The sequence below is a fragment of the Ferrimonas aestuarii genome (assembly GCF_005116665.1).
Lineage (GTDB): Bacteria > Pseudomonadota > Gammaproteobacteria > Enterobacterales > Shewanellaceae > Ferrimonas > Ferrimonas aestuarii.
The window spans coordinates 1-23,293 of sequence record NZ_SWCJ01000004.1 but is presented as its reverse complement, the minus strand read 5'-3'; the positions used below and the strand labels follow the sequence as shown (position 1 = coordinate 23,293).

The following is a 23,293-nucleotide window of genomic DNA, read 5'->3' as shown; positions in this document are numbered from 1 at the left end:
TTTTTTGGGATGTTTTCGTGACTCAACTCAGTATTGAACAGCAGCGCGCACAACTTGAACAAGCGGTTTCCATTGCACTAGAGGAAGCCAACAAGTTGGGTGTGTCTGCCGCCGAAGTGGCCATTAGTAAGCAGCAGGGATTGTCGGTCTCGACCCGCATGGGTGAGGTTGAGACGGTTGAGTTTAACAAAGATGGTGCTCTAGGGATCTCTCTCTACCGCGAGGGACGCAAAGGCAATGCCTCAACGTCGGATCTCAGTGAGCAGGCGATCGTCGATGCGGTGCGCGCCGCTGATGGCATTGCCAAATACACCACTGCCGATAAATTCAACGGCTTGGCCGACGCTGAGTTGATGGCGAAAACCTTGCCGGATTTGGATCTCTATCATCCCCATGAACTGAGCCCTGAGCATGGCATCGAGTTGGCGGCAGCGTGTGAGCAGGCGGCACTGGACAGTGGCAAAGTTTCCATGTCCGATGGTGCCAGTTGCAACAGCCACAGCGGCATTAAGGTATATGGCAACAGTCATGGTTTTTTGGGCAGCTACGCCTCCTCTCGTCACAGCTTATCGGTAGTACTAATCGGTAAGGACGAGCTGGGCATGGAGCGCGATTACGATTACAGCGTCTCTCGCTATTTCAGCAAGCTTAACACTCCAGAAAGCCTAGGCCTCAAAGCCGCAGACAAAGTGGCAGCTCGTTTAGGGGCGCGTAAGATCAATACCTGCAAAGTGCCGGTGCTGTTTTCTGCGGAAACCGCCACTGGGCTGATCGGGCACCTAGTTGGCGCCATCAGTGGCTCGGCGTTGTACCGAGAGTCATCGTTCTTGATGAACAGCTTAGGGACTCAGATTCTACCAAGTTGGTTCAATATCCAAGAAAACCCTCATATGATGGGTGGCTTATCCAGCGCACCATTCGATGGTGAAGGGGTAGCGACCTCCAAGCGCGATATCGTCGCCGACGGTATTTTGCAGAGCTACCTGTTAACCGCGTATTCGTCACGGCGCCTTGGCATGACCACCACAGGGCATGCTGGCGGCATCTACAACTGGCAGGTTGAGGCCAATGGTGGTGACTTGGAGTCGATGCTTAAACAGCTGGGCACCGGGCTGTATGTGACCGAGTTGATGGGCCAGGGAGTGAATACGGTAACGGGCAACTATAGCCGCGGCGCCGCCGGTTTCTGGGTTGAGAATGGCGTGATTCAGTACCCGGTGCATGAGATCACCATTGCTGGCAATCTAAAGCAGATGTACCAAGAGTTGGTGATGGTGGGCACCGACCGTGACCCTCGTTCCAGTATCGGTATTGGTTCGGTACTGCTCAGCGAGATGAAGGTGGCGGGCAGCTAGCAGGGTTGACTGCATATGGAAAAAAGGACGCCGATGCGTCCTTTTTTGTTGTACCAACAATTCGGCGTTAAATCATACGTCTGAGGCTAATCGGCTTAGTCCTCTTCGTCGAATCGGCTGCTGAACAGGGTAGTTATCGCGTCCATGGCCTGCTCCGCTTGTTCGCCGCTGCAGTGTACTTCGACCTCTTCCCCTTGACAGGTTTGCAGCATTAATAGGGCTAGCACGCTGTTGGCACTGGCTTGCTGATCTCCGTGGCTGACCTCAATCTCCGCATCGAAGCTGTTGGCGACCTGTGCCAGCCGAGTGGCGGCTCGGGCATGAAGCCCCAGGCGGTTAACGACCTTGAGCCGCCTAGTCAGGCTGATTGAGTTCACGGTGACGTACCGACGTTTGATGCTGGCTTTGGCTAAAGCGTTTGGCCAACTGCTGGGCAATGTAGACACTGCGGTGCTGACCACCGGTACAGCCGATGGCAATGGTTAGGTAAGCGCGGTTGTTGCGTTGCAGCATGGGTAGCCAGTTGTTGATAAAGGCTTGGGTGTGATCGATAAATCGTGCCACTTCCGATTCGGACTCAAAGTATTCTTGTACCGGCTTATCCAAACCGGTTAATGGCCTGAGTTTTGGGTCCCAGTGAGGGTTTGGCAGAAAGCGAACATCAAACACGAAGTCGGCGTCGTTGGCGATGCCGTGTTTAAAGCCGAAGGATTCGAAAACCATCAGCAGTTCGCGTTCCGTTTGCCCCAGCAATCGAGTGCGAATTTCATCTGCTAACTGATGGACGGAAAGTTGATCGGTCAGGAAGCTATGGTCGGCAATGGCTTTGAGAGGCTTTAGCATCTCAACTTCTGCAGCAATGGCATCTGCCAGTGAGCGGCCATTGACCGAAAGCGGATGCAGACGGCGAGTTTCGCTGTAGCGGCGAATTAGGGTGTCATCTTTGGCGTCAAGGAAGTAGACCTGCTGTTCCACTTCAGGCGGTAGCGCCTTGAGCAGTTCCGGGATACGCTCTGAGTGGCCTGGAAGGTTACGGATGTCGAGGCTGACGGCCAGAGTATCACAGCTGTGACGCATCTCTTGAACTAGATCTCCCAGCATAGTTGCGGGGAGGTTATCGACGCAGTAGCAGCCAAGATCTTCCAAGACTCGTAAGGCTACGGATTTTCCTGCTCCGGAGCGGCCAGACAGAATAATCAGTTTCACGCGGTCACCAATTGATAAAGCTCATCTTCGCTGTGGGCTTTCCTGAGTGAACGGCAGGTCTCTTTGTTATTCAGTCGCTCGGCCATTGAGGCCAGCGTTGACAGGTGTTGTTTGCAACTGTCCTCTGGAACAAAGAGAGCGAACAGCAGATCAACCGGTTGGCCATCGATGGCATCGTAAGGGATCGCTTCATCGCACTTCACGAACACGGCAAAGGCTTGGTCCACCTCTTGCAAACGTCCATGCGGAAGCGCAATACCTTGACCAATGCCTGTGCTGCCCATTTTTTCACGGGCGAGCAGGCTCTCAAAAAGTTGCTGCTGATCCAACTGAGGATGACGCTGGTTTGCCAGTTGGGAAATCAACTCCAACGCCCGTTTCTTACTCATGCCCGGAGCGGCGATGGTGGCGCACTCCGGGCTTAGTATGCTCGATATGTCCATGTTAGTGACGTGACATTTTCTCTTTGTGTTTAATGACTTGCCTATCTAACTTGTCAATTAGACCGTCGATGGCTGCGTACATGTTGTCGTGCTGGTGGGTGGCGAATACTTCCCGGCCACTGAGGTGGAGTTTGGCTTCGGCGGTTTGCTGAAGTTTCTCAACATTGAGTACTACGTGCACATTAGATATGTGATCAAAATGCCGTTCAAGCTTATCGAATTTCGTATGTACATAGTCCCGTAGCGATTCAGTAATGTCGACATGATGGCCGGTAAGATTGATCTGCATAGGGTTCCTCCTTTGTCAGCCTGTTACAGGCTCTTCCTCTGGTTGGAAGGAGCAATAGAGAGGGCCTCGCGGTACTTGGCGATGGTTCGCCGTGCGACTTTGATGCCCTGCTCTGCAAGCAGCTCCGCCATTTTACTGTCGCTGAGAGGTTTCCTTGGGTTCTCAGCGGCAACTAACTTTTTAATTAAAGCACGAATTGCGGTCGAAGAGCACTCGCCGCCGCTTTCCGTTGCTACGTGGCTAGAGAAGAAGTACTTCAGTTCGAAGATGCCACGGGGGGTGTGCATGTACTTTTGGGTGGTTACGCGGGAGATGGTGGATTCATGCATGTCGACGGCTTCGGCAACATCATTGAGTACCATTGGCTTCATCGCCTCTTCGCCATACTCCAAAAAGCCCTGTTGATACTGCACGATACAGTTCGATACCTTCAGTAGGGTTTCATTGCGGCTTTCTAAGCTTTTAATGAACCATTTTGCTTCCTGCAGGTGGCCACGAATAAATTGGCTGTCTGCTTGGTTGGAGCGATTACGACTAAGGGCGGCGTACTGTTCGTTAATGCGAATCTTCGGCATGGCGTCTGGGTTGAGTTCAACCACCCAGCGACCTTTCTGTTTGCTGACGGCCACATCAGGAATCACGTACTGATCGTTTTCCGAGATCAGCGCACTGCCAGGACGAGGGTTCAGGGTTTGAATCAAGTCCATCGCCGCTTTTAGTTCATCTTCCTTTAGGCGGGTTTTTCGCATCAAGCCGCGAAAGTCACGGTTGGCAAGCAGATCCATGTGTTCACGAATCAGCATCTCAGCTTCGGCTTTCCAAGGGGTTTCTTTAGCGAATTGACTTAGCTGTACCAGTAGGCACTCACTCAGATCTCGTGCACAGACGCCGACGGGATCAAACCGTTGTACGCGCTTTAGGACGGCTTCTATCTCGTCGAGCTCTACCTCTTCATCACCCAAGGCTTCTAGGATGTCGTCAGCGCTTTGAGTTAGGTAGCCGCGCTCATCGGTAGCATCAATGATGGCGATGGCGATGGCGCGATCGGTATCGCTCATCGGGGTCAGTTCCATCTGCCACAGAAGATGATCTTGCAGTGAATCGCTGGTGCTGCCTTGATAGGGCATATCGTCATCACGGGATGGCATCGAAGAGGAGACAGGCGCCGAGGTGTAGTACTCATCCCAAGAGGTATCCACTTGCAGATCCTCTGGCATGTCGGTTTGGCTTAATGCTTCGCTGGTATCCAAGCTAGCAGGCTCTGGGGCTGCATCCAGTTCATTGGCGGTGGTTGCCTCAGAATTGGTACTCTCGGAGGTGGCGGATTGGTACTCTTCGTCAGCTTCCAGTAAAGGGTTCGCTTCCAAGGCTTCTTGGATCTCCTGTTGTAGATCCAAAGTGGACAACTGCAACAGCTTGATGGCTTGTTGCAGCTGAGGTGTCATGGTCAGCTGTTGCCCTAATTTGAGCTGTAGAGAGGCTTTCATTTACTGCAACCCATCCGATTTTCCTTTTTATCCCGTTGCATTCGCATAGTTATTAGAAGAATTACTATAGCTTGAACTGGTCACCCAGGTACACAGAGCGCACTAACTTGTTGTTCAAAATGGCCTGGGGCTCACCTTGAGCAATGAGCTCTCCGTGAGACACGATGTAGGCGTGTTCACAGACGTCCAGTGTTTCGCGAACGTTGTGGTCGGTGATCAATACACCAAGGCCACGGTCGCGCAGATGCTGGATGATCTTCTTAATGTCGATAACGGAAATCGGGTCAACCCCAGCAAAAGGCTCATCCAGCAGAATGAACTTAGGGTCGGCGGCCAAGGCGCGGGCGATCTCCACTCGGCGTCGTTCACCACCGGACAAGCTCATGCCTAAGCTGTCGCGGATGTGGGTAATGTTGAACTCTTCCAGTAGCTGCTCCAGTTTTTGCTGTCGCTGGCCTTTACTCAGGTGCTTACGGGTTTGAAGCACTGCCATCAGGTTGTCGTGCACACTCAGCTTACGGAAGATGGATGACTCTTGGGGCAGATAACCGATCCCTTTGCGAGCGCGACTGTGCATTGGCAGCAGGGTGATCTCTTCGTTGTCGATCTGAATTGAGCCGCGGTCGTTCTGAACTAGGCCAACCACCATGTAGAACGTGGTGGTTTTTCCAGCGCCGTTAGGGCCAAGAAGACCGACGATCTGACCGGTACTTACCTGCAGGCTCACGTTCTTAACTACTTCACGGCCCTTATAGGCTTTGGCTAAGTGAAGGGCGGTTAATGTAGAGTGCATCATTGTGGCTCGTTCTCAGATTCAGACGACTTCTTTTCTGCGGCAGCAGGCTGGAAGGTGGTGGTGATCTGTTGATCCTTGGTGCCCTGTGCATCCAGTTGCTGTTTATCGAGGTCGTAACGGATGATGTCACCGGTTACCAAGCTACCCGCTTGGCTCATCTGAGCCCCTCCGGAAAGGGTCAGGGTGCGCTGGGCCACATCGTAGCGAATCTCATTGGCTTCTGCCTTGGCGAGCTTGCCGTTTTCCATCATCTGCTCATAGGTGGCTGGATTGCCTGTGGCAATGAGTACCTTTAGCACCTTTTTGTCGTTGGTCTTGGCCTGCAGTTCATCGGCTTTAATCAACATGGTGCCCTGAGAGATCCGAACGCGACCTGAGTAAACCAATACGCCCTTTTGAATGTCGGCGTTACTGTGGTCAGATTTCACATCAACAGGTTGGTTGATGTCGCTGTCCAGTGCCGATACGCCTAGGCTGGTTGCCAGTAACAAAGAGGTCAGTAGGTGCTTAACGGGTTTCATAGATGGCATTTACCTGACTTTTCAGTTCAATTTGATTTAGGTTGAGGTCAGCCCACAACCCTGTTGCATGAATCTCGAAATCTTCTCCCTGGCCGTCAATCCGCCTATTCGAGGTCATGATCATGGTTTCTAAGTCCAACTCTAAATAGCTGGTGGTTAATGTTTTCAATGGCTCATTTGGCTCAATGGCTGTGATGATAACATCATTCTCAAGCACCACATGACGCCCATCGCTCAATTGCCCCGCTCGGGCTTGTATTTGCCACTGTCCATCGCTGTTTTCTGGATACAGCAGGTAGACGGGTTGTTTGAGCCGAGTCAGTGCTAGCGACTGATAATGCTCCATGTATTCCGCTTCGACTTCCGCATTGAGGTGACCTTTGTCTGAGTAGATTCTGCTACTTAGGTTTTCGGCGGTAAAGTCAGGCTGATACAAGCCGGAGCTGCTATCGACCTCTTCGTCCTTCAATTGCATGGAACGCCAGGTCAAAAACAGCGCGGCAGCAAACAGAACGACGATGGCGATCCCTTCTCGCTTCATACACTCATGCCCTGTGCCGACTCAAGGTTTCCCTGAGCCGCCATGATAAGGTCGCACACTTCGCGGACGGCGCCAAAACCACCGGCGGTAAAGGTGCGAAGATCTGCGGTTTTTAACAGCATCGGGTGGGCGTCTTCGACGGCAACCCCTAAGCCGGTGAGTTGCATTACTGGCGCGTCCACCATGTCATCGCCAATGTAGGCACATTGAGAGTCATCCACGTTGAGATCACGCTTCAATTGCTCGTAGGCGGTGAGCTTGTTGTCCACTCCTTGGTAGATGTGCTTCACCCCAAGGTTGGTCATTCGATTTTCGACGATGGCTGACTTTCTGCCGGTGATGATGGCGACGGCAACGCCGCTATTCTGAAGCGCCTTAATGCCAAAGCCATCTTTGGTGTGAAATGCCTTTAACTCCTCACCGTCGTTACCTAAATAGATGCGGCCATCGGAGAACACACCATCGACATCGCAGATCAGTAGTCTAATCTGCTTGGCGGCTTGGAACACGGTCTCTGAAACAGGGCCGTAAACGGTATCCACTTGGTTCATTTAGAGTACTCCGGCTTTTAGCATGTCCATCATATTGAGTGCGCCTAAGGGAGCGCCTTGAGTATCCACGCGAATCAAACCATTAATGTTTTTCTGCTCCATCAACTTTAGTGCTTCTGCCGCAAGCAGGTTATCGCTAATGACGATGGGTTTTTTTGTCATCACCTCACCAATGCTGGTGCTGTGGATGTCGATGCGGGCATCGAGCACTCGACGTAGGTCGCCATCGGTGAATAGCCCTTGCATGACACCATAGTCATCGACGATGCAGGTCATGCCAAGCCCTTTGGCAGAAACTTCAAGTAGGGCGGTGGAGATACTCACTTGGGTGCCAACGACCGGCAATTGTTCCCCTGTGTGGGTGATGTCGTCTACCCGTAATAGTAGTTTACGGCCCAATGCGCCTCCTGGGTGAGACAGGGCAAAATCATCGGCAGTAAAGCCTTTCGCCTGAAGCAGAGCAACGGCTAGGGCATCGCCCATCGCCAGTGTGGCCGTGGTGGAAGAGGTGGGGGCTAATCCCAGAGGACAGGCCTCTTTCTCTACCGCAATGTTCAGGTGAATTTGGGCTACCTTAGCGAGACTGGATTCTGGGTTGCCGGTCATGGCGATTACTTGGATGTCATGGCGGCGAATTACTGGCATCAGCGTCATGATCTCGCTGGCTTCACCTGAGTTGGAGATGGCGATGACCACATCCGAATCGCTAATCATCCCAAGGTCGCCATGACTGGCTTCACCTGGGTGGACAAAGAATGAGGGAGTGCCAGTGCTGGCCAATGTAGCGGCAATCTTGTGGCCAATGTGGCCAGACTTTCCCATGCCCATCACGATGACTTTGCCACGGCAGGATTGAATTAGTTCACAGGCGTCAACAAAGGCTTGGTTAATCTGCTGTTTCAAGCCATTCAGTGCGCCAATTTCAGTGTCGATAACGTCTCGTGCCCACTGGCACAGCTCGTTTGGGGTAGCCATGGTATTACGTTGATCCTTTAGCTAGCTTGCACAAATAGTAGGCTTTGGTATGCGATGAACACCGCCAACAGGGCGATGCCTTCTCGTCGTCCTAACTGTTGGTTTTTCTTCATCCACAGTATCGCCAATGGTGCCAGGCTGGTGCCTAACATAATGTAGAGATCTCGACCTGCCGCATTGGCGTCGATTGTTCCCGGTGCGATCAGTGCTGGAATGGCCAACACGGCCAGAATGTTAAACAGGTTCGACCCCACCACATTGCCGATGGCAAGGTCGGACTCGCCTTTGAGTACACCGGCAACGCAGGCCGCTAATTCAGGCAAGCTGGTACCGATGGCGATGATGGTCAGGCCGATCACCAGATCGCTCATGCCAAACCATTTGGCAATGCCGACTGCACCATCCACCATCCAGTTCGAGGCCAAAGGAAGCAGTGCCATGCCGACAATCAACCAAGCAAACGCTTGCCAGGTCGGAAGGTTATCTGGGATGTCATCATCATTGGCGTGAGCCAACGGATCGGTATCGCGATTGCGATAGGCGCTGACGCTTAAATACGTTAACACGCCGACAAACGCTACCAGCAGCAGGATGCCATCGAGGAAGCTAAGCTCAAGATCATGCAGCAGATAGCCAGCCAACAAACTGGCGGCCATCATCAGTGGCATCTCTCGTTTTAATGTCAGGCTATTGACCGCTAACGAGCGCAGCAGGGCGGTGGCGCCGAGAATCAGGGTGATGTTGGCGATGTTAGAGCCGATGACGTTACCGATGGCGGTATCAACTTTGCCATCTAAAGCGGCGGTCGCGGAGACCATCATCTCTGGCGCCGATGAGCCCATGGAAACGATGGTTAAGCCGATGATCATTGACGGAAGGCCAAAATTACGAGCCACGGCGGCGGCACCGTAAACAAATCGGTCTGCACTCCAGACTAGCAGGGCGAGTCCGGCAAACAGCATCAAGAGATTAATTAGCATGGCCTTGAGGGTAAAAACGGTTAAAACCTGCATTGTCGCCCGAAGTGGCTGAAAAGAAAAGGGCAATAGGCGGTGATGTTAACAATGAGTCCACAAGGGGAACCTTACTATTGCTGTTGGGGACAAAAAGACAATGGAAAGGGAAAATTCTCCCCCTTGGGATTTCAGCATAGAAATCATATTTAACAGTTAGATGCTTAAATCACTGCAGCAGAACTGTTAATCTATTGGGCTGCTTTGGGCAGACTAAAGTAATGGGAAGATAATTCGACGTGGAATCTCAAAACAACCTCATTGAGGTCAAAGGGCTAACCTTCAGTCGGGGCTCTCGTAAAATTTTTGATGGCCTTGACTTGGTGATTCCCAAGGGCAAAGTGACCGCCATCATGGGGCCATCCGGCATCGGTAAAACAACACTTTTGAAGCTCATCGGAGCGCAACTGACGCCAGATTCTGGTGAGGTGCTGTTTGATGGTCGAGATCTGAATCAATTGTCTCGCCAAGACCTATTCCGTTCGAGACGGCGCATGAGCATGCTGTTTCAATCCGGTGCACTTTTTACCGACATGTCGGTATTCGATAATGTTGCGTTTCCCCTGCGTGAACACACTGACCTTGATGAAGGCCTAATTCGCCGCTTGGTGCTGATGAAGCTGGAAGCTGTGGGGCTTAGAGGTGCGCATAAATTGATGCCATCGGAACTTTCCGGTGGTATGCAGCGCCGCGCCGCCTTGGCACGAGCCATCGCACTGGAACCCGAGTTGGTGATGTACGACGAACCCTTTGCGGGGCAAGATCCCATCTCTATGGCGGTATTGGTTAAATTGATCAAAGAGTTGGGCCAAGCGCTCTCGTTAACGTCCGTGGTGGTTAGTCATGACGTCCAAGAGGTGCTGTCTATTGCGGATTACGCCTATGTGATCGCCGAAGGACGAGTCATTGGGGCTGGAGACAGCCAAGAGTTGCTGTCTGCCCCCTCGCCAATGTTGCAGCAATTCCTTCAAGGGCAGGCGGATGGTCCGGTGGCATTCCACTACCCAGCTGAGGATTACCAGAAGGAGTTGTTGGAAGAATGATCGTCGATAAAATTCAATCTTTGGGACAAACCGGCATCGGTAAGGTGGCCTCATTAGGCCGAGCTGGCCTGATGCTGACTGGGGCGCTAATCCATCGCCCAGAGCCCAAGAAGATGGCGCCACTGTTGGTGGCTCAGCTATATAACGTGGGCGTTCGTTCCATGTTGATTATCCTGATTTCTGGCTTGTTTATCGGTCTGGTGCTGGGATTGCAGGGTTACACCATTTTGGTGGATTTTGGCACCGAAGAGAGCTTAGGGCCCATGGTTGCCCTATCGCTGCTGCGTGAGCTCGGGCCGGTAGTGACGGCGCTGCTGTTTGCCGGCCGAGCAGGCTCTGCCTTAACTGCTGAGATCGGCTTGATGAAGGCCACGGAACAGTTAGCCAGTTTAGAGATGATGGCGGTGGACCCGCTTCGCCGAGTGATTGCACCGCGGTTCTGGGCGGGCGTAATCAGCATGCCATTATTAACCTTGATGTTCTGTGCGCTGGGCGTATGGGGTGGTCATCTGGTTGGTGTTGAATGGAAAGGCATCGACAGCGGGGCATTCTGGTCAATTCTGAACTCTCAGGTGGAGTGGCGTCAGGATATTGTAAATTGCATGATTAAATCTGTGGTCTTTGCGGTGGTGGTGACCTGGATTGCAACCTACAAAGGTTACAACGCGGTACCAACAGCTGAGGGGTTGGGCAAAGCCACAACCAACACTGTGGTGCACGCGTCCCTAGCGGTGTTGGGGCTGGATTTCTTACTTACGGCAATGATGTTTGGAAATTAAGATGATTAAACGAAATACGGAATTGGCCGTTGGTGGCTTCCTGTTGGCGGGCATGATCGCCTTCCTAGTGTTGGTGTTTAAAGTGGCGGATATCGATCCGAGTGCCCACACCAATGTGTACAAGTTAACGGCACAGTTCGACAACATCGGCAGCCTGAAAGAGCGCTCTCCGGTGAAAGTGGGCGGCGTGGTTGTGGGTCGAGTTACCGCCATTGATCTTGATCCTGAACTGCTGCTCCCTGTGGTTACCATGGCGATTGAGAGCCGTTTCGATCAGTTTACTGACAGCTCCAGCGCGTCAATTTTGACTTCAGGATTATTGGGTGAGCAGTACATTGGCATCACCCCAGGCTTTATGGATGACGAGTCTGAACTGTTGGCCGATGGGGATCGTCTGGAAGACACTCGCAGCGCCGTTGTTTTGGAAGAGCTGATTGGTCAGTTCCTGTATAGCATGGGTAAAGAGGGCTAAGACGATGTTCAAACGTTGGTTAACCGCACTGTTAGTTTTGACCTGTTTTTCTGTGGTGGCTGAGCCTACCCAGTTCAGCGATCCAAACGAGATGCTTAAGCAGGTCACTGAACGCTCGCTGATGCGTATCAGTGCCGAGCGAGACGCCCTAGAGCACGACAAGGCCAAGGTTCGCCAGTTGATTGATGAAGAGCTTTTGCCTTACATCGATTACAAGTACGCCGCCCTTAAAGTGATGGGGCAGCAAGCTCGTAGGGCCACCAAAGAGCAGCGCGCGGCCTTTACCGCAGAGTTTAAAGAATACATGTTAGCCACGTTCGCCAGCGCTTTCGATAAGTACACCGATCAAACCCTGCAGTTTGGTAACGACACGCCATTCGCCGACGCTAAAATTGTGGCGGTCAACGTGAAATTGTTGGAGCCAGGTCGAGATCCCATCGACCTGCAATTCAAATCGCGCCGCAACAAGAAAGGCCATTGGAAGGTGTTTGATTTAGTTGCAGAAGGCATCAGTTTGTTGGCATCTCAACAGGCGGAGCTGGGCGGTTTGATTCGTCAGCAGGGCATTGAGTCGGTGACAGAACAGTTGGCGGATCGCAATCGAAAAGGTATTGTGGCGACCACAGGGCAGAGCCAATGACATTAACCCATGTCCAGCAAGGGGAGCGAATGACGCTATCTGGGGTGTTGACCTTGGATACCGTTCCTGAGCTTACCAAGAGTTTTACCGTGCCTGCGGAAGTGACTGAAATTGACCTTGCCGCTGTGAGTCGTTGCGACAGTGCCGGCTTAGCACTGTTGCTGCGCTGGATTGGGCAGGCACAATCTCAGGGTCAGACAATCAATCTGGTGTCGCCTCCTAAAGGGATGCAGGCTCTGATCGAACTTTATGATATTGAATTTTTAACGCTATCCTAAGGCGTTGAAAGGGGAATCGCATGCAAAACAATGAAGTTGCCGACCTGTTGAAACAGGCCATGACCTTGGATGAGGTTAAAGTGACCTCGGAAGGTACCCACTACAAAGTGATCGCCGTGGGTGAGTGCTTTGAGGGTCAGAGCCGAGTCAAGCGTCAGCAGGCGATCTATGGGCCATTGATGCCCCACATTACAGATGGAACGTTACACGCTTTAACGATTAAAGCGTTCACGCCAGAGGAATGGCGCCGCGAAAAAATGTTCAACCTGTAATCGACAGAGTTAGCGTGGATAAATTACAAATTCGGGCGGCCGGCCCTCTCTCCGGCGAAGTCACCATCTCTGGTGCTAAAAATGCGGCGCTGCCTATCTTGATGGCATCGGTGTTGGCTGATGACGAAATGCGCATCGGTAACATGCCTGCACTGCGAGACGTGAATACCAGCTGCGAACTGCTTCGTCAGCTAGGTGCTAAAGTCAGTGAGCTCAAGCAGGGCGTAGTGGCCATCGAGCCTCAGCACATCAATCATCAGGTGGCCCCTTACGAGCTGGTGAAAACCATGCGCGCTTCCATCATGATCTTGGGGCCGCTGCTGGCTAAATACGGTCAAGCAGACGTGTCTCTTCCAGGTGGTTGTGCCATTGGCGCTCGCCCAGTCAATCTGCATATCCAGGGCCTGCAGGCCATGGGGGCAACGGTGACGGTGGAAGAGGGCTATGTGAAGGCTCGTATCGACGGTCGTTTGCAAGGTGCTCGCATTCTGATGGACATGGTGTCGGTGACCGGCACTGAGAACCTGATGATGGCGGCGGCACTGGCGGAAGGTACCACTACCATCGAAAACGCGGCTCGTGAACCTGAAGTGGTGGATCTTGCAAATTGCCTCAACGCCATGGGGGCAAACGTTAAGGGTGCAGGTACCGATACGCTGGTGATTGAAGGCGTAGAGCGTCTGTCGGGCATCTATTACGACGTCATGCCAGATCGTATCGAAACCGGCACTTACCTGGTGGCTGCGGCCGTTACCGGTGGCAGCATTGTTTGTCGTAAGGCGGCTCCAGATACCATGGATGCGGTGTTGATGAAACTGGAAGAAGCCGGCGCCAACATCGAGTGCGGCCCAGATTGGATCAGCTTGGACATGCAAGGTCAGGCGCCAAAAGCGGTCGACATCAAAACCGCCCCTCACCCAGCGTTCCCAACCGACATGCAAGCCCAGTTCTGTACCTTGAATGTGGTGGCAGAAGGGGTGAGTAAGGTAACAGAAACCATTTTTGAGAACCGCTTCATGCACATCCCCGAACTGCAGCGCATGGGCGCCAATGTGGATTTGGAGGGGAACACCGCGCTCATCAAAGGCGGTGCTAACCTAACGGGTGCTCAGGTGATGGCAACGGACCTTCGAGCATCGGCTTGCTTGGTGATTGCGGGTTTGGTTGCTGACGGTGTGACCACGGTGGATCGCATCTATCATTTGGACCGCGGCTATGAGCACATCGAAGATAAGATGGCTGGCCTCGGCGCCAATGTGGTGCGAGTGAAATAACGGCCACCGAATTGTTGTTAAATGCCAGTCTCAATGACTGGCATTTTTGTTTTTGTGACGTCATACCTTACTGGCGTTAACTCGTTGTTAACCGTTGCTGCGATATAACTCGTGCTGGAATGAATGGGTCAAGGTGTTTGCTGAATGTGTGCAGTTGTGGCCTGACAGCTAGAAGTAAAAGGAACGACGTATGAGAGACTCAGAACAACAATTTTCGAAGTGGACTATCGGTCTGCACTGGTTAGTCGGCATAACTTTTATCGCCCTGTTGATTACTGGCGTGGTGATGAAGGAGGCGGGGATTTATGCCCTGTATCCAATACACAAGTCCGTTGGCATCCTACTGGTGTTGGTGGCACTCGCTAGAGTATTTTGGCGCTCGCGCAACGGCTGGCCTAAGCCGGTGGGCAACAGCGGCCCAGGGATGCGATTAGTGGCTCATTTGGTGCATTGGATGTTACTCATCGGCACCCTGCTTATGCCGATCTCAGGCATGATGATGTCTGGCGCAGGTGGGCACGGATTACCCATTTTCGGATGGCAGTTATTGGCCATGAATCCAGATCCAGCTAACCCTGGCGAAGTGATTCCACTTAATGCCACCGTTGCCGAATGGGGCCACATTCTCCATGAGCTTGCGGGCTACATGTTGATTGCTGTGGTTGTGTTGCATGTTGCTGGTGCCCTGAAGCATCACTGGATTGATAAGGATCGCACTCTAACTCGAATGCTCGGCCGTTAATCGTCGCTATTGAGGTCCGGATCTGGCTTATGGCGGTGTTTGTCTGTGTTACTCTGCCACGATGAAACTGAACATCGACCATTGCCATCAAGCCAGATTAGCCCGCGACCATCGGTTTGATGGCCGCTTTTTTACCGCGGTAAAAACGACCGGCATCTATTGCCGCCCCGTGTGCCCAGCGCCGCCGCCGAAAGAAGCTAACGTTGAGTACTTTGAGCACGCGGCCGCCGCCGCTGAAGCGGGATATCGGCCTTGTCTGCGCTGTCGCCCTGAGACAGCGCCTCTGAGCCCAGCATGGCAAGGCACCCAAACCACGGTGAAGCGGGCATTGGCCTTGATTCATGCTGGTGAACTTACCTCTGGCATCGCCGAGTTTTCTGAGCGCCTCGGAGTGAGCGATCGCCACTTGAGACGTCTGTTTCTAGAGCACGTTGGCGTGGCACCTTTGGCTTATGCACTCAATCACCGTTTACTGTTTGCCAAGCAGTTGCTCGCGGAAACCACACTGCCAGTGCTTGATGTGGCTTTTGCCTCTGGTTTCCAATCACGCCGACGTTTTAATGATGCATTTATCTCTCAGTTTTCGTTAACGCCTTCGGACATACGCCGAGGCAGCGGCGAGACTGGCCCAACTCTCAAGCTAAAACTTAACTACCGACCGCCTCTGGATTGGGAGGCGATGTTGGCGTTTTTACGTCTGCGGGCGGTTGCTGGTGTGGAGTGGGTCGAAGGCAGTAAGTACGGTCGAACCATAGATTGGTTGGGAGTTCGCGGTTGGTTCGAGGTTGAGCCCGATGCCACTAAGCCCCTTCTTCATCTCACCCTAAGTTGGTCTGAGCCCAAAACCTTGTTGTCCGTTATGCAGAGAATTCGGCAGATGTTTGATCTGGATTTTGATCCCCAAGCGCTGGATCACCTTAGCCGCTGCCCTCACCTTGATAAGACGATTCAGAACCACCCTGGGCTTCGAATCGCTGGCATCTGGAGTGAATTTGAGGCGGTGGTTCGAGGGCTTGTGGGCCAGCAGATCAGTGTCTCTGCGGCACGAACCATCTTAGGGCGATTGGCACAGTGCTATGGTCATAGTGAAGTTGGTGGCCGTGAATCCGAAACAGCTTCCTGCCGGCGCTGGTTTCCAACGCCGGCGCAACTTTCACAGCAGGACCTTGCTGGTTTGGGCCTGACCAAAACCCGAGCGGCGTGGCTTGATGGCATTGCTAGCGAGTACGCCAACGGGTTTGGTGCCGGAGAGGGGGATCTGGAACAACGGGTGAAGCGCCTGTGCCAGCTTACAGGGGTTGGGGATTGGACTGCGAACTACGTGTGTATGCGAGCGTTGCGAGAAACTGACGCGTTTCCAGCATCTGATCTTGGGCTTTATCATGGCTTACAGCTGGAAAAGGGCACGCCAGCGCAAACGTTGCGGGTGGCGCAGGAGTGGCGTCCTTGGCGAAGCTATGGGGTGATGGCGCTGTGGCACAGTTTGGCGTCAACGCCAACAAATGAGTAGAGGAAACGATGAAATACGATCTATGGCAGAGCCCGTGGGGCGAGTTATTGCTGGCGGTAAGTGACAAGGGCGTGACCCAGGTGACTTATCAGCAGGGAGACCACCCTGTGTCGATTCCAGACACGTGGGAAAGAGACATCGATGCCGTTAGCGAACTGAAGCGGCAACTGCAGGAATATTATGAGGGTAAGCGGCAGCAGTTTACCTTGCCTCTGGATCCTCAAGGTACTGAATTCCAATGTCAGGTATGGCAAGCCCTTGCGGCGATCCCCTACGGTGAATCTCGAAGCTATGCTGATATCGCCCATGACATCGGTCGACCCAAATCAATGCGGGCGGTTGGCGCGGCTAACGGTCGTAACCCCATTGCCATCATTGTTCCTTGCCACCGGGTAATAGGTAAAGATGGCAGTTTGACGGGTTACGCGGGTGGGTTGGAGGTGAAGCAGCAATTACTGCGTCACGAACGCATCATGTGATAGGCTGCGCCTTGGAGCGCCACATCGGTATTTAGCGCCAGGGTGATTGGGGTCTCCCACAGCAACTCTTTCACCGCGCCTTTGTTTACGAAAGCGTGATTAAATTGGCTCCGATGTAAGATGGATTCAATCTTAGGCAAAACGCCTCCAGCCAACCACACCCCGCCTCGGGCTCCTTGAGCCAGCGCCATGTCGCTGGCGAAACTGCCCAGCCATTCGCAAAATAGAGTCAGGCAGGCCAGCGCCGCGGGATCACCATTGTGGGCCTTGACGTTGATCTCCGCTGCCGACAGTTGGCTGTGAGGGAGCTTTTTGATGGCGCAGTAACTTTGGTAAAGCAGCGGGATACCTGAGCCGCACAGCAGAGTTTCCGCACACAGATGGTCATTAGGGTTGGTGGATTTGAGCTGAGTTAAGATCTGCAGTTGCAGTTCGGTGTTGGCGGCAAGAGTGGCGTGGCCACCTTCGCAAGCAACCGCTTGGTAGCCGTTGCTGTCAGGCATTAAGCAGGCGACGCCTAGACCGGTTCCTGGCCCCAGAACGGCAATAGGCGCATCCGGCAGAGGGTTGCCCTTTTTGATAATCCGACGCTCGCCTTTTTTAAGCTGAGTTAACCCCAACGCAGCAGCCTGAAAATCATTGATGACCTTAAGCTGAGACAACCCTAGCGCCCTGCGATCCGCTTCAATATCGACATACCAACCTAAATTGGTGCCTTTGACATAATTGCCCGTAACCGGACCTGCGATGGCGACGCAGGCGCGAAAAGGCACATTGTCTTCTAAAGACTCCATATAGGCCTTAAGGATGGCGACCAAACTTGGATAGCTGGGGCTATCTAAGTAGCGAATTTCGCTGAATTGGTGGCCGCCATTAGACGGGGTAGCGATGGCAAAGCGACCATTGGTCCCACCGATGTCTGCAACGATGAAGGGAGCATTCACTGTTAGAGTCCTGATTCTCAATGCAATGGTAGTCATAGACTAGATTACTGCTGGCGACAAAAGAGCTCAATGGGCCATTTAGCTTATGTTGGCAGTAATGGCCACTAAACTGATTCAGTGGCAACAGGGGCAAGATAGGTGATGCTGGGGGGCAAATCATCACGATGGGGTAAGGTTCCCTTCATTTCTGAGGGGAACCTTGTCTTGAGAGCGAGGCTCAGCGTCTTTGGCCTCGGTATGGAGGTTGCTCACCAACCGTAACTGGAATCTGTAATGCTTTGCCATTGCGATACAGGGTAATGTTGACCTCGGTTCCTGGGGGCGTCTCTGCAATGTTATCCATTAATGAATTCACGCTGGCAATGGGTTCACCGTTTAGCATCAATATTACGTCATTGGGTCGAATACCACTGCGGGCTGCAGGCCCATTGAGATCAACGTCGGAGATAAGGGCGCCGGTGTTTATTCCCATCAGGCGAGCTTGGGTAGGGTCGATTGGACGGGCGGTAACGCCAAGATGTCCCCGAATGACTCGACCGTCCTTGATCAGCTTTTGCATCACCTGATGCGCGAGCTGAAGTGGAATGGCAAAGTTGATTCCCACACCGACGTTATTGTCGTTGCCAATACTGAAGTTGGCGGTATTAATCCCTACTAGGTAACCATCGGCATCCACAAGCGCGCCCCCAGAGTTGCCCTGATTAATGGCGGCATCGGTCTGGATAAAATCTTGATATCCAGAGCTTAATCCAGTTCGACCGGTTGCGCTGATAATGCCCTGAGTGATGGTTTGTCCAAGATTGTATGGGTTACCAATGGCCAGCACGGCATCGCCGACCTGAGTGTTGCGGTTTAGGTCATACTTAATGGTTGGCAGTTTTTGCCCTTCGGTATCGATATAAAGCACTGCCAGATCGGTCCACGGATCGGCACCAATCATCACAGCTGAACCTAAGCGCCCATCTTGCAATGCGATAAAGATGAGATCGGCATTGGCAACCACGTGATAGTTAGTCAGCACGTAGCCATCTTCATGCATAATAATGCCGGAACCTAAGCCTGCATCTTGAAACTGATTGGGCGCGTTATTTATCTGGCTTCGGGTATAGATATTCACCACCGCCGGCCCAGCTTTCTGCACGGCATGGGCGAAGCTATTACGCTCTACTTGACTGGTAAATAGGTGCAAGTTTGGCAGTTGTTGGCGAAGATTGGGCGACAGCGCCACAATGGCGATGGCTAACACCAATCCGGCGATGACAGGTTTTACTAAATAAAGCAGTACTTTAGTCATTTATAGTGGCACCAGATTAAAACCGAAAGGGTATCACAGTGAACAATGAAAAGAGCCAGCGAATGCTGGCTCTCTAGTAACAGATGAGGCTTATCGTACGATAAGGTACATGCTGCTTCCATCTCGACGAATGTTCAGTGCTAAGGCACCTTCATAGTCTTCGAGTAGGTTACGAAGCTCTTTAAGGCTTTCGATTCGTTTGCGATTGACGCCGACAATGACGTCACCCTCTTCCAGCCCTTGGCGCGCGGCCGGCGAGCGCTCAGCGATCTCAGAGATGACCACCCCTTTGATGCCGTCTTGGTTGTAGGTGGACAGCTTGGCACCTTCCAGAGCCGGGTGCACTACCGACGCTTGGACATTTTCACCCTCCGCTTCACTGAGGGTCACTTTATAGGTGTCTTCGTCACCATCACGAATGATGCCTAGCTTAACTGTGGTTCCAGCGCCTAGGGTCGCCACTTTCGCCCGCAGTTCGGAGAAGGTTTTGATCTTCTTGCCGTTGACACTAACGATGATGTCGCCCGCTTTTAGGCCAGCTTTGTCGGCGGCAGAATCTGGCACCACCTGGCTTATAAACGCGCCGTGCTGGGACTCTAGTCCAAACAGCTTGGCCGTTTCGTTGTCCAGCTCGCGGCCTAGTACGCCTAAGACGCCACGGCGCACTTCACCAAACTCAATGATCTGCTGTGTCAGCCCTTTGACCATATTGGATGGAATCGCAAAGCCGATACCAACGTTACCGCCACTGGGCGCCAGAATGGCGGTATTGATGCCGATGAGCTCCCCTTTGAGGTTAACCAGTGCACCGCCGGAGTTACCACTGTTAATGGCGGCGTCGGTTTGGATGAAGTTCTCGAGACTTTCAATATTTAGGCCGCTTCTGCCTAGCGCCGATACGATGCCGGAGGTGACCGTTTGGCCTAGGCCAAATGGGTTACCAATGGCAACGGCAAAATCGCCAACGCGCAGATTGTCGGAGCTGGCCAGTTTCACTTCGGTCAGATCATCGGCTTCGATCTGAAGTAGGGCGATGTCGCTACCGCGATCCGAGCCGATCAGTTTGGCTTCGAACTCTCTGCCATCGTTAAGGCTGACGAGAATCTCGTCTGCGCCATCAATTACATGGTGGTTAGTGACGATGTAACCGTCATCGGCATCGATGATCACGCCGCTGCCCAAACCTTGGAATGGGCGCTCTTGTACCCGTTCACGGGGAGCGTTTGGACCAAAAAAGTAACGAAACGCATCAGGCAATTGCTGCTTAGATACCTGAGTACCCTTAACCGAAACCGACACCACCGCAGGGCCTACTTCACTAATCATTGGCGCCAGGCTAGGCAGAGCTTGGCCATCGACGGCCAATGGCAATGCCGCCTGAGAGGTGGCGGGAAATAGCGTAAGTCCAGCTGAAACTAATGCAGCGGACAACAAAGCTACTGATTTTTTCATTTAAAAAACGCTCCGTAATTCAGCTAATTTCTTGTGTATCTTTCGGACTTCGCCAATGTGATTTAGTTCCGCTTTTTGAATTGATTCTCTCAGTGCCGGATATAAAACAGGCGCCACTTGGGCGCCTGAAGTCATCAATATGGAGTCAGTTTAGCTCGCTTTCTTTGTCGGCGTGATGATGCCGTGAGGGCCATGGGCATAGTCCATGGGTTGACGCTCATCTTCGATGACCGCTTCCAGCACCGGGGCTTGGGTTGGTAGCTCACCACAACTTACCTGCTCGCCAGCTAACTGTTTTGCTGATTCATTCCAAAGGCGACTGGCTTTATCAACGCCCTGGCTGATCTGCAGCAGGGCTTCGTGTGCTTGCTCTAAGTAGTCGGCAGCATCTTGCCGCTGTTGCTCCAACTGAAATTGGGTCTTTTCCAACTTCTGCTGCAGTTGTTGGCTGTCGTTCCCCGGTTTGCTGGTGAACCAACGAATTGCATAACCTGCTGCCACACCACCAATAAAGGCCACTAGGATCCAAACTTCATTCATACTCACTCCATACACAATAAGGGCAGCTTCTGCTATCCGATTGAGTTAACCCACTAAATTGTTATTAATCCCAGAGGGTGCTGCTGATTTTAGTGTATACCAACTATACCTCGCCTGCGGCGGTCGTGGTACTATTCTCCGCCGAATCCTGCTTCAGTTAAGACCAGTTGTGAGGGCCAAGGAAGTGCCGCAGTTATCCCCCATAGAGCGTTATCGCCAAGATCTGACTCGAGATGATTTTCACCATGACTCAGCACAAGAGCAGGCGGTAAAGCGTTTGCAAGAGCTGTTTGTGGCCTTGATTGAGCGCAATGAGTGGCAGCCGGGCCTACTGGACAAGGCGGCGATGCTTTTGGGTAAACAGCCACAAAAGCCTCACGTTGAAGGCCTCTACTTTTGGGGCGGTGTTGGCCGAGGGAAAACATACCTGGTCGATACCTTTTTCGAACTGCTGCCCTTGAAACGTAAATTACGTACTCACTTTCACCGCTTTATGCACCGTGTGCATGCCGAGCTCAATGACCTTAAAGGGGAAACAAACCCGCTATTGAAAGTGGCTGACCGGCTAGCGGAAGAAGCGGAAGTGATCTGCTTTGATGAGTTTTTTGTTTCTGACATTACCGATGCCATGATTCTCGGCGGGCTGATGGAAGCCTTGTTTGAGCGGGGCGTGGTATTGGTGGCTACCAGTAATATTGAGCCCCATAACCTGTACCGAAATGGTCTGCAACGAGCCAGATTTTTACCGGCCATTGAACTTATCGAAGCGAATTGTCGCGTGGTGAATGTGGACAGTGGCATTGACTATCGGTTGCGCACGCTGGAGCAGGCGGAGATTTTTCATTCGCCTTTGGATGACCAAGCAGACCAAAATTTAAATCGCTACTTTGCGCAACTGGCTCCAGAAGAGGGCAGTTGTGGCGGTAGTATTGAGATTGAAGGCCGTGAGATTGCCGTGCGCCGCTGTGCTGATGGCGTACTGCTGGTGGATTTTCTGGCTCTGTGTGATGGTCCTCGCAGCCAGCGCGACTACATTGAGCTGGCTCGCTGTTACCATACGGTGCTGCTGAGTGGCGTGAAATCCATGGGAGCTCAGCTGACCGGAGACGATATCGCCAGACGTTTTCTGGCATTGGTGGATGAGTTCTATGAGCGAGGGGTAAAATTGATTATCTCGAGCGAAGTGCCTTTACTGGAGTTGTACCAAAATGGCGGATTGGAGTTTGAGTTTAAGCGCTGCCTAAGCCGACTTCAGGAGATGCAAAGTCACGACTATCTGGCGAGGCCGCACCTGCCGTAAACTTTGGATATCCCCCGTTAGCGCTAAAATTTGCCCAAAGCGCAAAAAACGGGTGATTTTTACCTCACCTTCCTCTATAATTCGCGCCCTGCCCACGTTACGTATGGTTGATTATTCAACCAAACACTCGGTTTCGACGTGTTCGAAGGGGCACGGAATAAACCATCATAGGGTATGATGTCGGCCCCGACATTCATACTGATGTGTAACAGCTAATTTGGGTTATTAGTTTGATGAAAACTTTTACTGCAAAACCAGAAAGCGTACAACGCGACTGGTTCGTCATCGATGCCGATGGCAAAACTCTGGGTCGTCTGGCCACTGAAGTTGCTCGTCGCCTGCGCGGCAAGCATAAGCCAGAATACACTCCTCACGTTGATACCGGTGACTACATCGTAATCATCAACGCTGAGAAAGTTACCGTTACCGGTAACAAGGCTCAGAACAAGATGTACTACAGCCACTCTGGTTACCCTGGCGGTATCAAAGAGATCAACTTCGCTGATCTGCAAGCGCGTAAGCCTGAAATGATCATCGAAAAAGCGGTTAAGGGCATGTTGCCGAAGGGCCCTCTGGGTCGCGCCATGTTCCGTAAGCTGAAAGTGTACGCAGGTGCAGAGCATGCTCACGCAGCTCAGCAGCCTCAAGTACTAGACATCTAATACGGAGATTTTGGCAATGGCACAAACTCAATACTACGGCACTGGCCGTCGCAAGAGCTCTACCGCTCGTGTATTCATCAAAGCTGGTTCCGGTAACATTACCGTAAACAAGCGTACTCTGGACACCTACTTTGGTCGTGAGACTGCTCGTATGGTAGTTCGTCAGCCGCTTGAACTGGTTGAGATGCTAGAAAAGCTGGACATCTACGTGACTGTAACTGGCGGCGGTACTACCGGCCAAGCTGGTGCAATCCGTCACGGCATCACTCGTGCTCTGATGGAGTACGATGAGACTCTGCGTCCTGTTCTGCGTAAAGCTGGCTTCGTTACTCGTGACGCCCGTGAGGTTGAGCGTAAGAAAGTTGGTCTGCGTAAAGCACGTCGTCGTCCACAGTTCTCCAAGCGTTAATATTACGCTTCGAGTCCTACGGACCG

Annotated in this window: 29 protein-coding genes; 14 read left to right on the top strand and 15 right to left on the bottom strand. The window is 52.5% G+C overall.

The annotated features are described in order from the left end of the window. The first annotated feature begins 17 nt into the window (after positions 1–17). The gene (pmbA, locus tag FCL42_RS07075; protein WP_136862702.1) at positions 18–1,355 is read left to right on the top strand and encodes a metalloprotease PmbA; all 1,338 of its coding nucleotides are present in this window, start codon (positions 18–20) and stop codon (positions 1,353–1,355) included. Positions 1,356–1,450: 95 nt separating this feature from the next. On the opposite strand, the gene FCL42_RS07070 is transcribed toward pmbA, so the two are convergent. From FCL42_RS07070 to FCL42_RS07020, 11 genes are all read right to left on the bottom strand, one after another. Further along, positions 1,451–1,732 carry an HPr family phosphocarrier protein gene (locus FCL42_RS07070; RefSeq protein ID WP_324612867.1) on the bottom strand — a complete coding sequence of 94 codons (282 nt, stop codon included), beginning with the start codon at positions 1,730–1,732 and terminating at the stop codon, positions 1,451–1,453. Next, the gene (gene rapZ, locus FCL42_RS07065) at positions 1,710–2,561 is read right to left on the bottom strand and encodes an RNase adapter RapZ (RefSeq protein WP_136862701.1); all 852 of its coding nucleotides are present in this window, start codon (positions 2,559–2,561) and stop codon (positions 1,710–1,712) included. Before rapZ ends, FCL42_RS07070 begins: the two co-directional genes overlap by 23 nt. Next, a complete protein-coding gene (gene ptsN, locus FCL42_RS07060; protein ID WP_136862700.1) occupies positions 2,558–3,004 on the bottom strand; it encodes a PTS IIA-like nitrogen regulatory protein PtsN in 447 nt (148 codons plus the stop codon). Before ptsN ends, rapZ begins: the two co-directional genes overlap by 4 nt. A gap of 1 nt (position 3,005) precedes the next feature. Next, complete coding sequence (hpf, locus tag FCL42_RS07055; protein WP_136862699.1) at positions 3,006–3,293, bottom strand: ribosome hibernation promoting factor; 288 nt, start codon at positions 3,291–3,293, stop codon at positions 3,006–3,008. Positions 3,294–3,316: 23 nt separating this feature from the next. After that, entirely contained in the window at positions 3,317–4,780 is a 1,464-nt protein-coding gene (locus tag FCL42_RS07050) for an RNA polymerase factor sigma-54 (protein ID WP_136862698.1), read from the bottom strand. A gap of 64 nt (positions 4,781–4,844) precedes the next feature. Beyond that, complete coding sequence (gene lptB / locus FCL42_RS07045) at positions 4,845–5,576, bottom strand: LPS export ABC transporter ATP-binding protein (RefSeq protein ID WP_136862697.1); 732 nt, start codon at positions 5,574–5,576, stop codon at positions 4,845–4,847. Then, a complete protein-coding gene (lptA, locus tag FCL42_RS07040; RefSeq protein WP_169308317.1) occupies positions 5,573–6,097 on the bottom strand; it encodes a lipopolysaccharide transport periplasmic protein LptA in 525 nt (174 codons plus the stop codon). The genes lptB and lptA overlap by 4 nt, the downstream gene beginning before the upstream one ends. Continuing rightward, positions 6,084–6,638: an LPS export ABC transporter periplasmic protein LptC gene (gene lptC / locus FCL42_RS07035; RefSeq protein WP_136862695.1), complete on the bottom strand. Its 555-nt coding sequence runs from the start codon at positions 6,636–6,638 to the stop codon at positions 6,084–6,086. Before lptC ends, lptA begins: the two co-directional genes overlap by 14 nt. Continuing rightward, positions 6,635–7,189, bottom strand: coding sequence for a 3-deoxy-manno-octulosonate-8-phosphatase KdsC (gene kdsC / locus FCL42_RS07030; protein ID WP_136862694.1), 555 nt, complete (start codon positions 7,187–7,189; stop codon positions 6,635–6,637). The genes lptC and kdsC overlap by 4 nt, the downstream gene beginning before the upstream one ends. Next, complete coding sequence (locus FCL42_RS07025; RefSeq protein WP_136862693.1) at positions 7,190–8,164, bottom strand: KpsF/GutQ family sugar-phosphate isomerase; 975 nt, start codon at positions 8,162–8,164, stop codon at positions 7,190–7,192. It lies immediately after the preceding gene. Positions 8,165–8,181: 17 nt separating this feature from the next. Further along, positions 8,182–9,144, bottom strand: coding sequence for a calcium/sodium antiporter (locus FCL42_RS07020; RefSeq protein ID WP_136862692.1), 963 nt, complete (start codon positions 9,142–9,144; stop codon positions 8,182–8,184). Positions 9,145–9,416: 272 nt separating this feature from the next. On the opposite strand from FCL42_RS07020, the gene FCL42_RS07015 reads away from it, so the two are divergent. The 10 genes from FCL42_RS07015 (at position 9,417) to FCL42_RS06970 (ending at position 16,666) form a co-directional block, all read left to right on the top strand. Beyond that, positions 9,417–10,220 carry an ATP-binding cassette domain-containing protein gene (locus FCL42_RS07015; protein ID WP_136862691.1) on the top strand — a complete coding sequence of 268 codons (804 nt, stop codon included), beginning with the start codon at positions 9,417–9,419 and terminating at the stop codon, positions 10,218–10,220. After that, complete coding sequence (mlaE, locus tag FCL42_RS07010) at positions 10,217–10,999, top strand: lipid asymmetry maintenance ABC transporter permease subunit MlaE (RefSeq protein ID WP_136862690.1); 783 nt, start codon at positions 10,217–10,219, stop codon at positions 10,997–10,999. Before FCL42_RS07015 ends, mlaE begins: the two co-directional genes overlap by 4 nt. Before the next feature lies 1 nt (position 11,000). Then, positions 11,001–11,471 (top strand): outer membrane lipid asymmetry maintenance protein MlaD, encoded by a 471-nt coding sequence (gene mlaD, locus FCL42_RS07005; protein ID WP_136862689.1) that lies wholly within the window; start codon positions 11,001–11,003, stop codon positions 11,469–11,471. Between the two features lie 4 nt (positions 11,472–11,475). After that, positions 11,476–12,111 carry an MlaC/ttg2D family ABC transporter substrate-binding protein gene (locus FCL42_RS07000; protein ID WP_136862688.1) on the top strand — a complete coding sequence of 212 codons (636 nt, stop codon included), beginning with the start codon at positions 11,476–11,478 and terminating at the stop codon, positions 12,109–12,111. Next, a complete protein-coding gene (locus FCL42_RS06995) occupies positions 12,108–12,389 on the top strand; it encodes an STAS domain-containing protein (protein ID WP_136862687.1) in 282 nt (93 codons plus the stop codon). Before FCL42_RS07000 ends, FCL42_RS06995 begins: the two co-directional genes overlap by 4 nt. 20 nt (positions 12,390–12,409) lie before the next feature. Beyond that, positions 12,410–12,661 carry a BolA family protein gene (locus FCL42_RS06990; protein WP_136862686.1) on the top strand — a complete coding sequence of 84 codons (252 nt, stop codon included), beginning with the start codon at positions 12,410–12,412 and terminating at the stop codon, positions 12,659–12,661. Positions 12,662–12,675: 14 nt separating this feature from the next. Further along, positions 12,676–13,935, top strand: a complete 1,260-nt coding sequence (gene murA / locus FCL42_RS06985) for a UDP-N-acetylglucosamine 1-carboxyvinyltransferase (protein ID WP_136862685.1) — start codon at positions 12,676–12,678, stop codon at positions 13,933–13,935. Positions 13,936–14,125: 190 nt separating this feature from the next. Beyond that, the gene (locus FCL42_RS06980; protein WP_136862684.1) at positions 14,126–14,677 is read left to right on the top strand and encodes a cytochrome b; all 552 of its coding nucleotides are present in this window, start codon (positions 14,126–14,128) and stop codon (positions 14,675–14,677) included. Between the two features lie 61 nt (positions 14,678–14,738). Beyond that, complete coding sequence (locus FCL42_RS06975; RefSeq protein ID WP_136862683.1) at positions 14,739–16,187, top strand: DNA-3-methyladenine glycosylase 2; 1,449 nt, start codon at positions 14,739–14,741, stop codon at positions 16,185–16,187. 8 nt (positions 16,188–16,195) lie between these two features. After that, positions 16,196–16,666, top strand: a complete 471-nt coding sequence (locus FCL42_RS06970; protein ID WP_136862682.1) for a methylated-DNA--[protein]-cysteine S-methyltransferase — start codon at positions 16,196–16,198, stop codon at positions 16,664–16,666. Here the strand turns inward: FCL42_RS06970 and glk are convergent. The 4 genes from glk to FCL42_RS06950 all read right to left on the bottom strand — a co-directional run bounded on the left by glk (position 16,648) and on the right by FCL42_RS06950 (position 20,896). Further along, complete coding sequence (gene glk / locus FCL42_RS06965; protein WP_169308316.1) at positions 16,648–17,610, bottom strand: glucokinase; 963 nt, start codon at positions 17,608–17,610, stop codon at positions 16,648–16,650. The two genes, FCL42_RS06970 and glk, sit on opposite strands and share 19 nt — an antisense overlap. Before the next feature lie 217 nt (positions 17,611–17,827). Continuing rightward, positions 17,828–18,904: an outer membrane-stress sensor serine endopeptidase DegS gene (gene degS / locus FCL42_RS06960; RefSeq protein ID WP_136862680.1), complete on the bottom strand. Its 1,077-nt coding sequence runs from the start codon at positions 18,902–18,904 to the stop codon at positions 17,828–17,830. 90 nt (positions 18,905–18,994) lie between these two features. Next, positions 18,995–20,356, bottom strand: coding sequence for a Do family serine endopeptidase (locus FCL42_RS06955; RefSeq protein WP_136862679.1), 1,362 nt, complete (start codon positions 20,354–20,356; stop codon positions 18,995–18,997). Positions 20,357–20,506: 150 nt separating this feature from the next. Next, positions 20,507–20,896, bottom strand: coding sequence for a YhcB family protein (locus FCL42_RS06950; protein ID WP_136862678.1), 390 nt, complete (start codon positions 20,894–20,896; stop codon positions 20,507–20,509). Between the two features lie 184 nt (positions 20,897–21,080). On the opposite strand from FCL42_RS06950, the gene zapE reads away from it, so the two are divergent. From zapE to rpsI, 3 genes are all read left to right on the top strand, one after another. Then, entirely contained in the window at positions 21,081–22,196 is a 1,116-nt protein-coding gene (gene zapE / locus FCL42_RS06945) for a cell division protein ZapE (RefSeq protein ID WP_136862677.1), read from the top strand. Between the two features lie 233 nt (positions 22,197–22,429). Then, the gene (gene rplM / locus FCL42_RS06940) at positions 22,430–22,858 is read left to right on the top strand and encodes a 50S ribosomal protein L13 (protein ID WP_028107757.1); all 429 of its coding nucleotides are present in this window, start codon (positions 22,430–22,432) and stop codon (positions 22,856–22,858) included. 16 nt (positions 22,859–22,874) lie between these two features. Next, complete coding sequence (rpsI, locus tag FCL42_RS06935) at positions 22,875–23,267, top strand: 30S ribosomal protein S9 (RefSeq protein ID WP_136862676.1); 393 nt, start codon at positions 22,875–22,877, stop codon at positions 23,265–23,267. Positions 23,268–23,293: the final 26 nt, after the last annotated feature.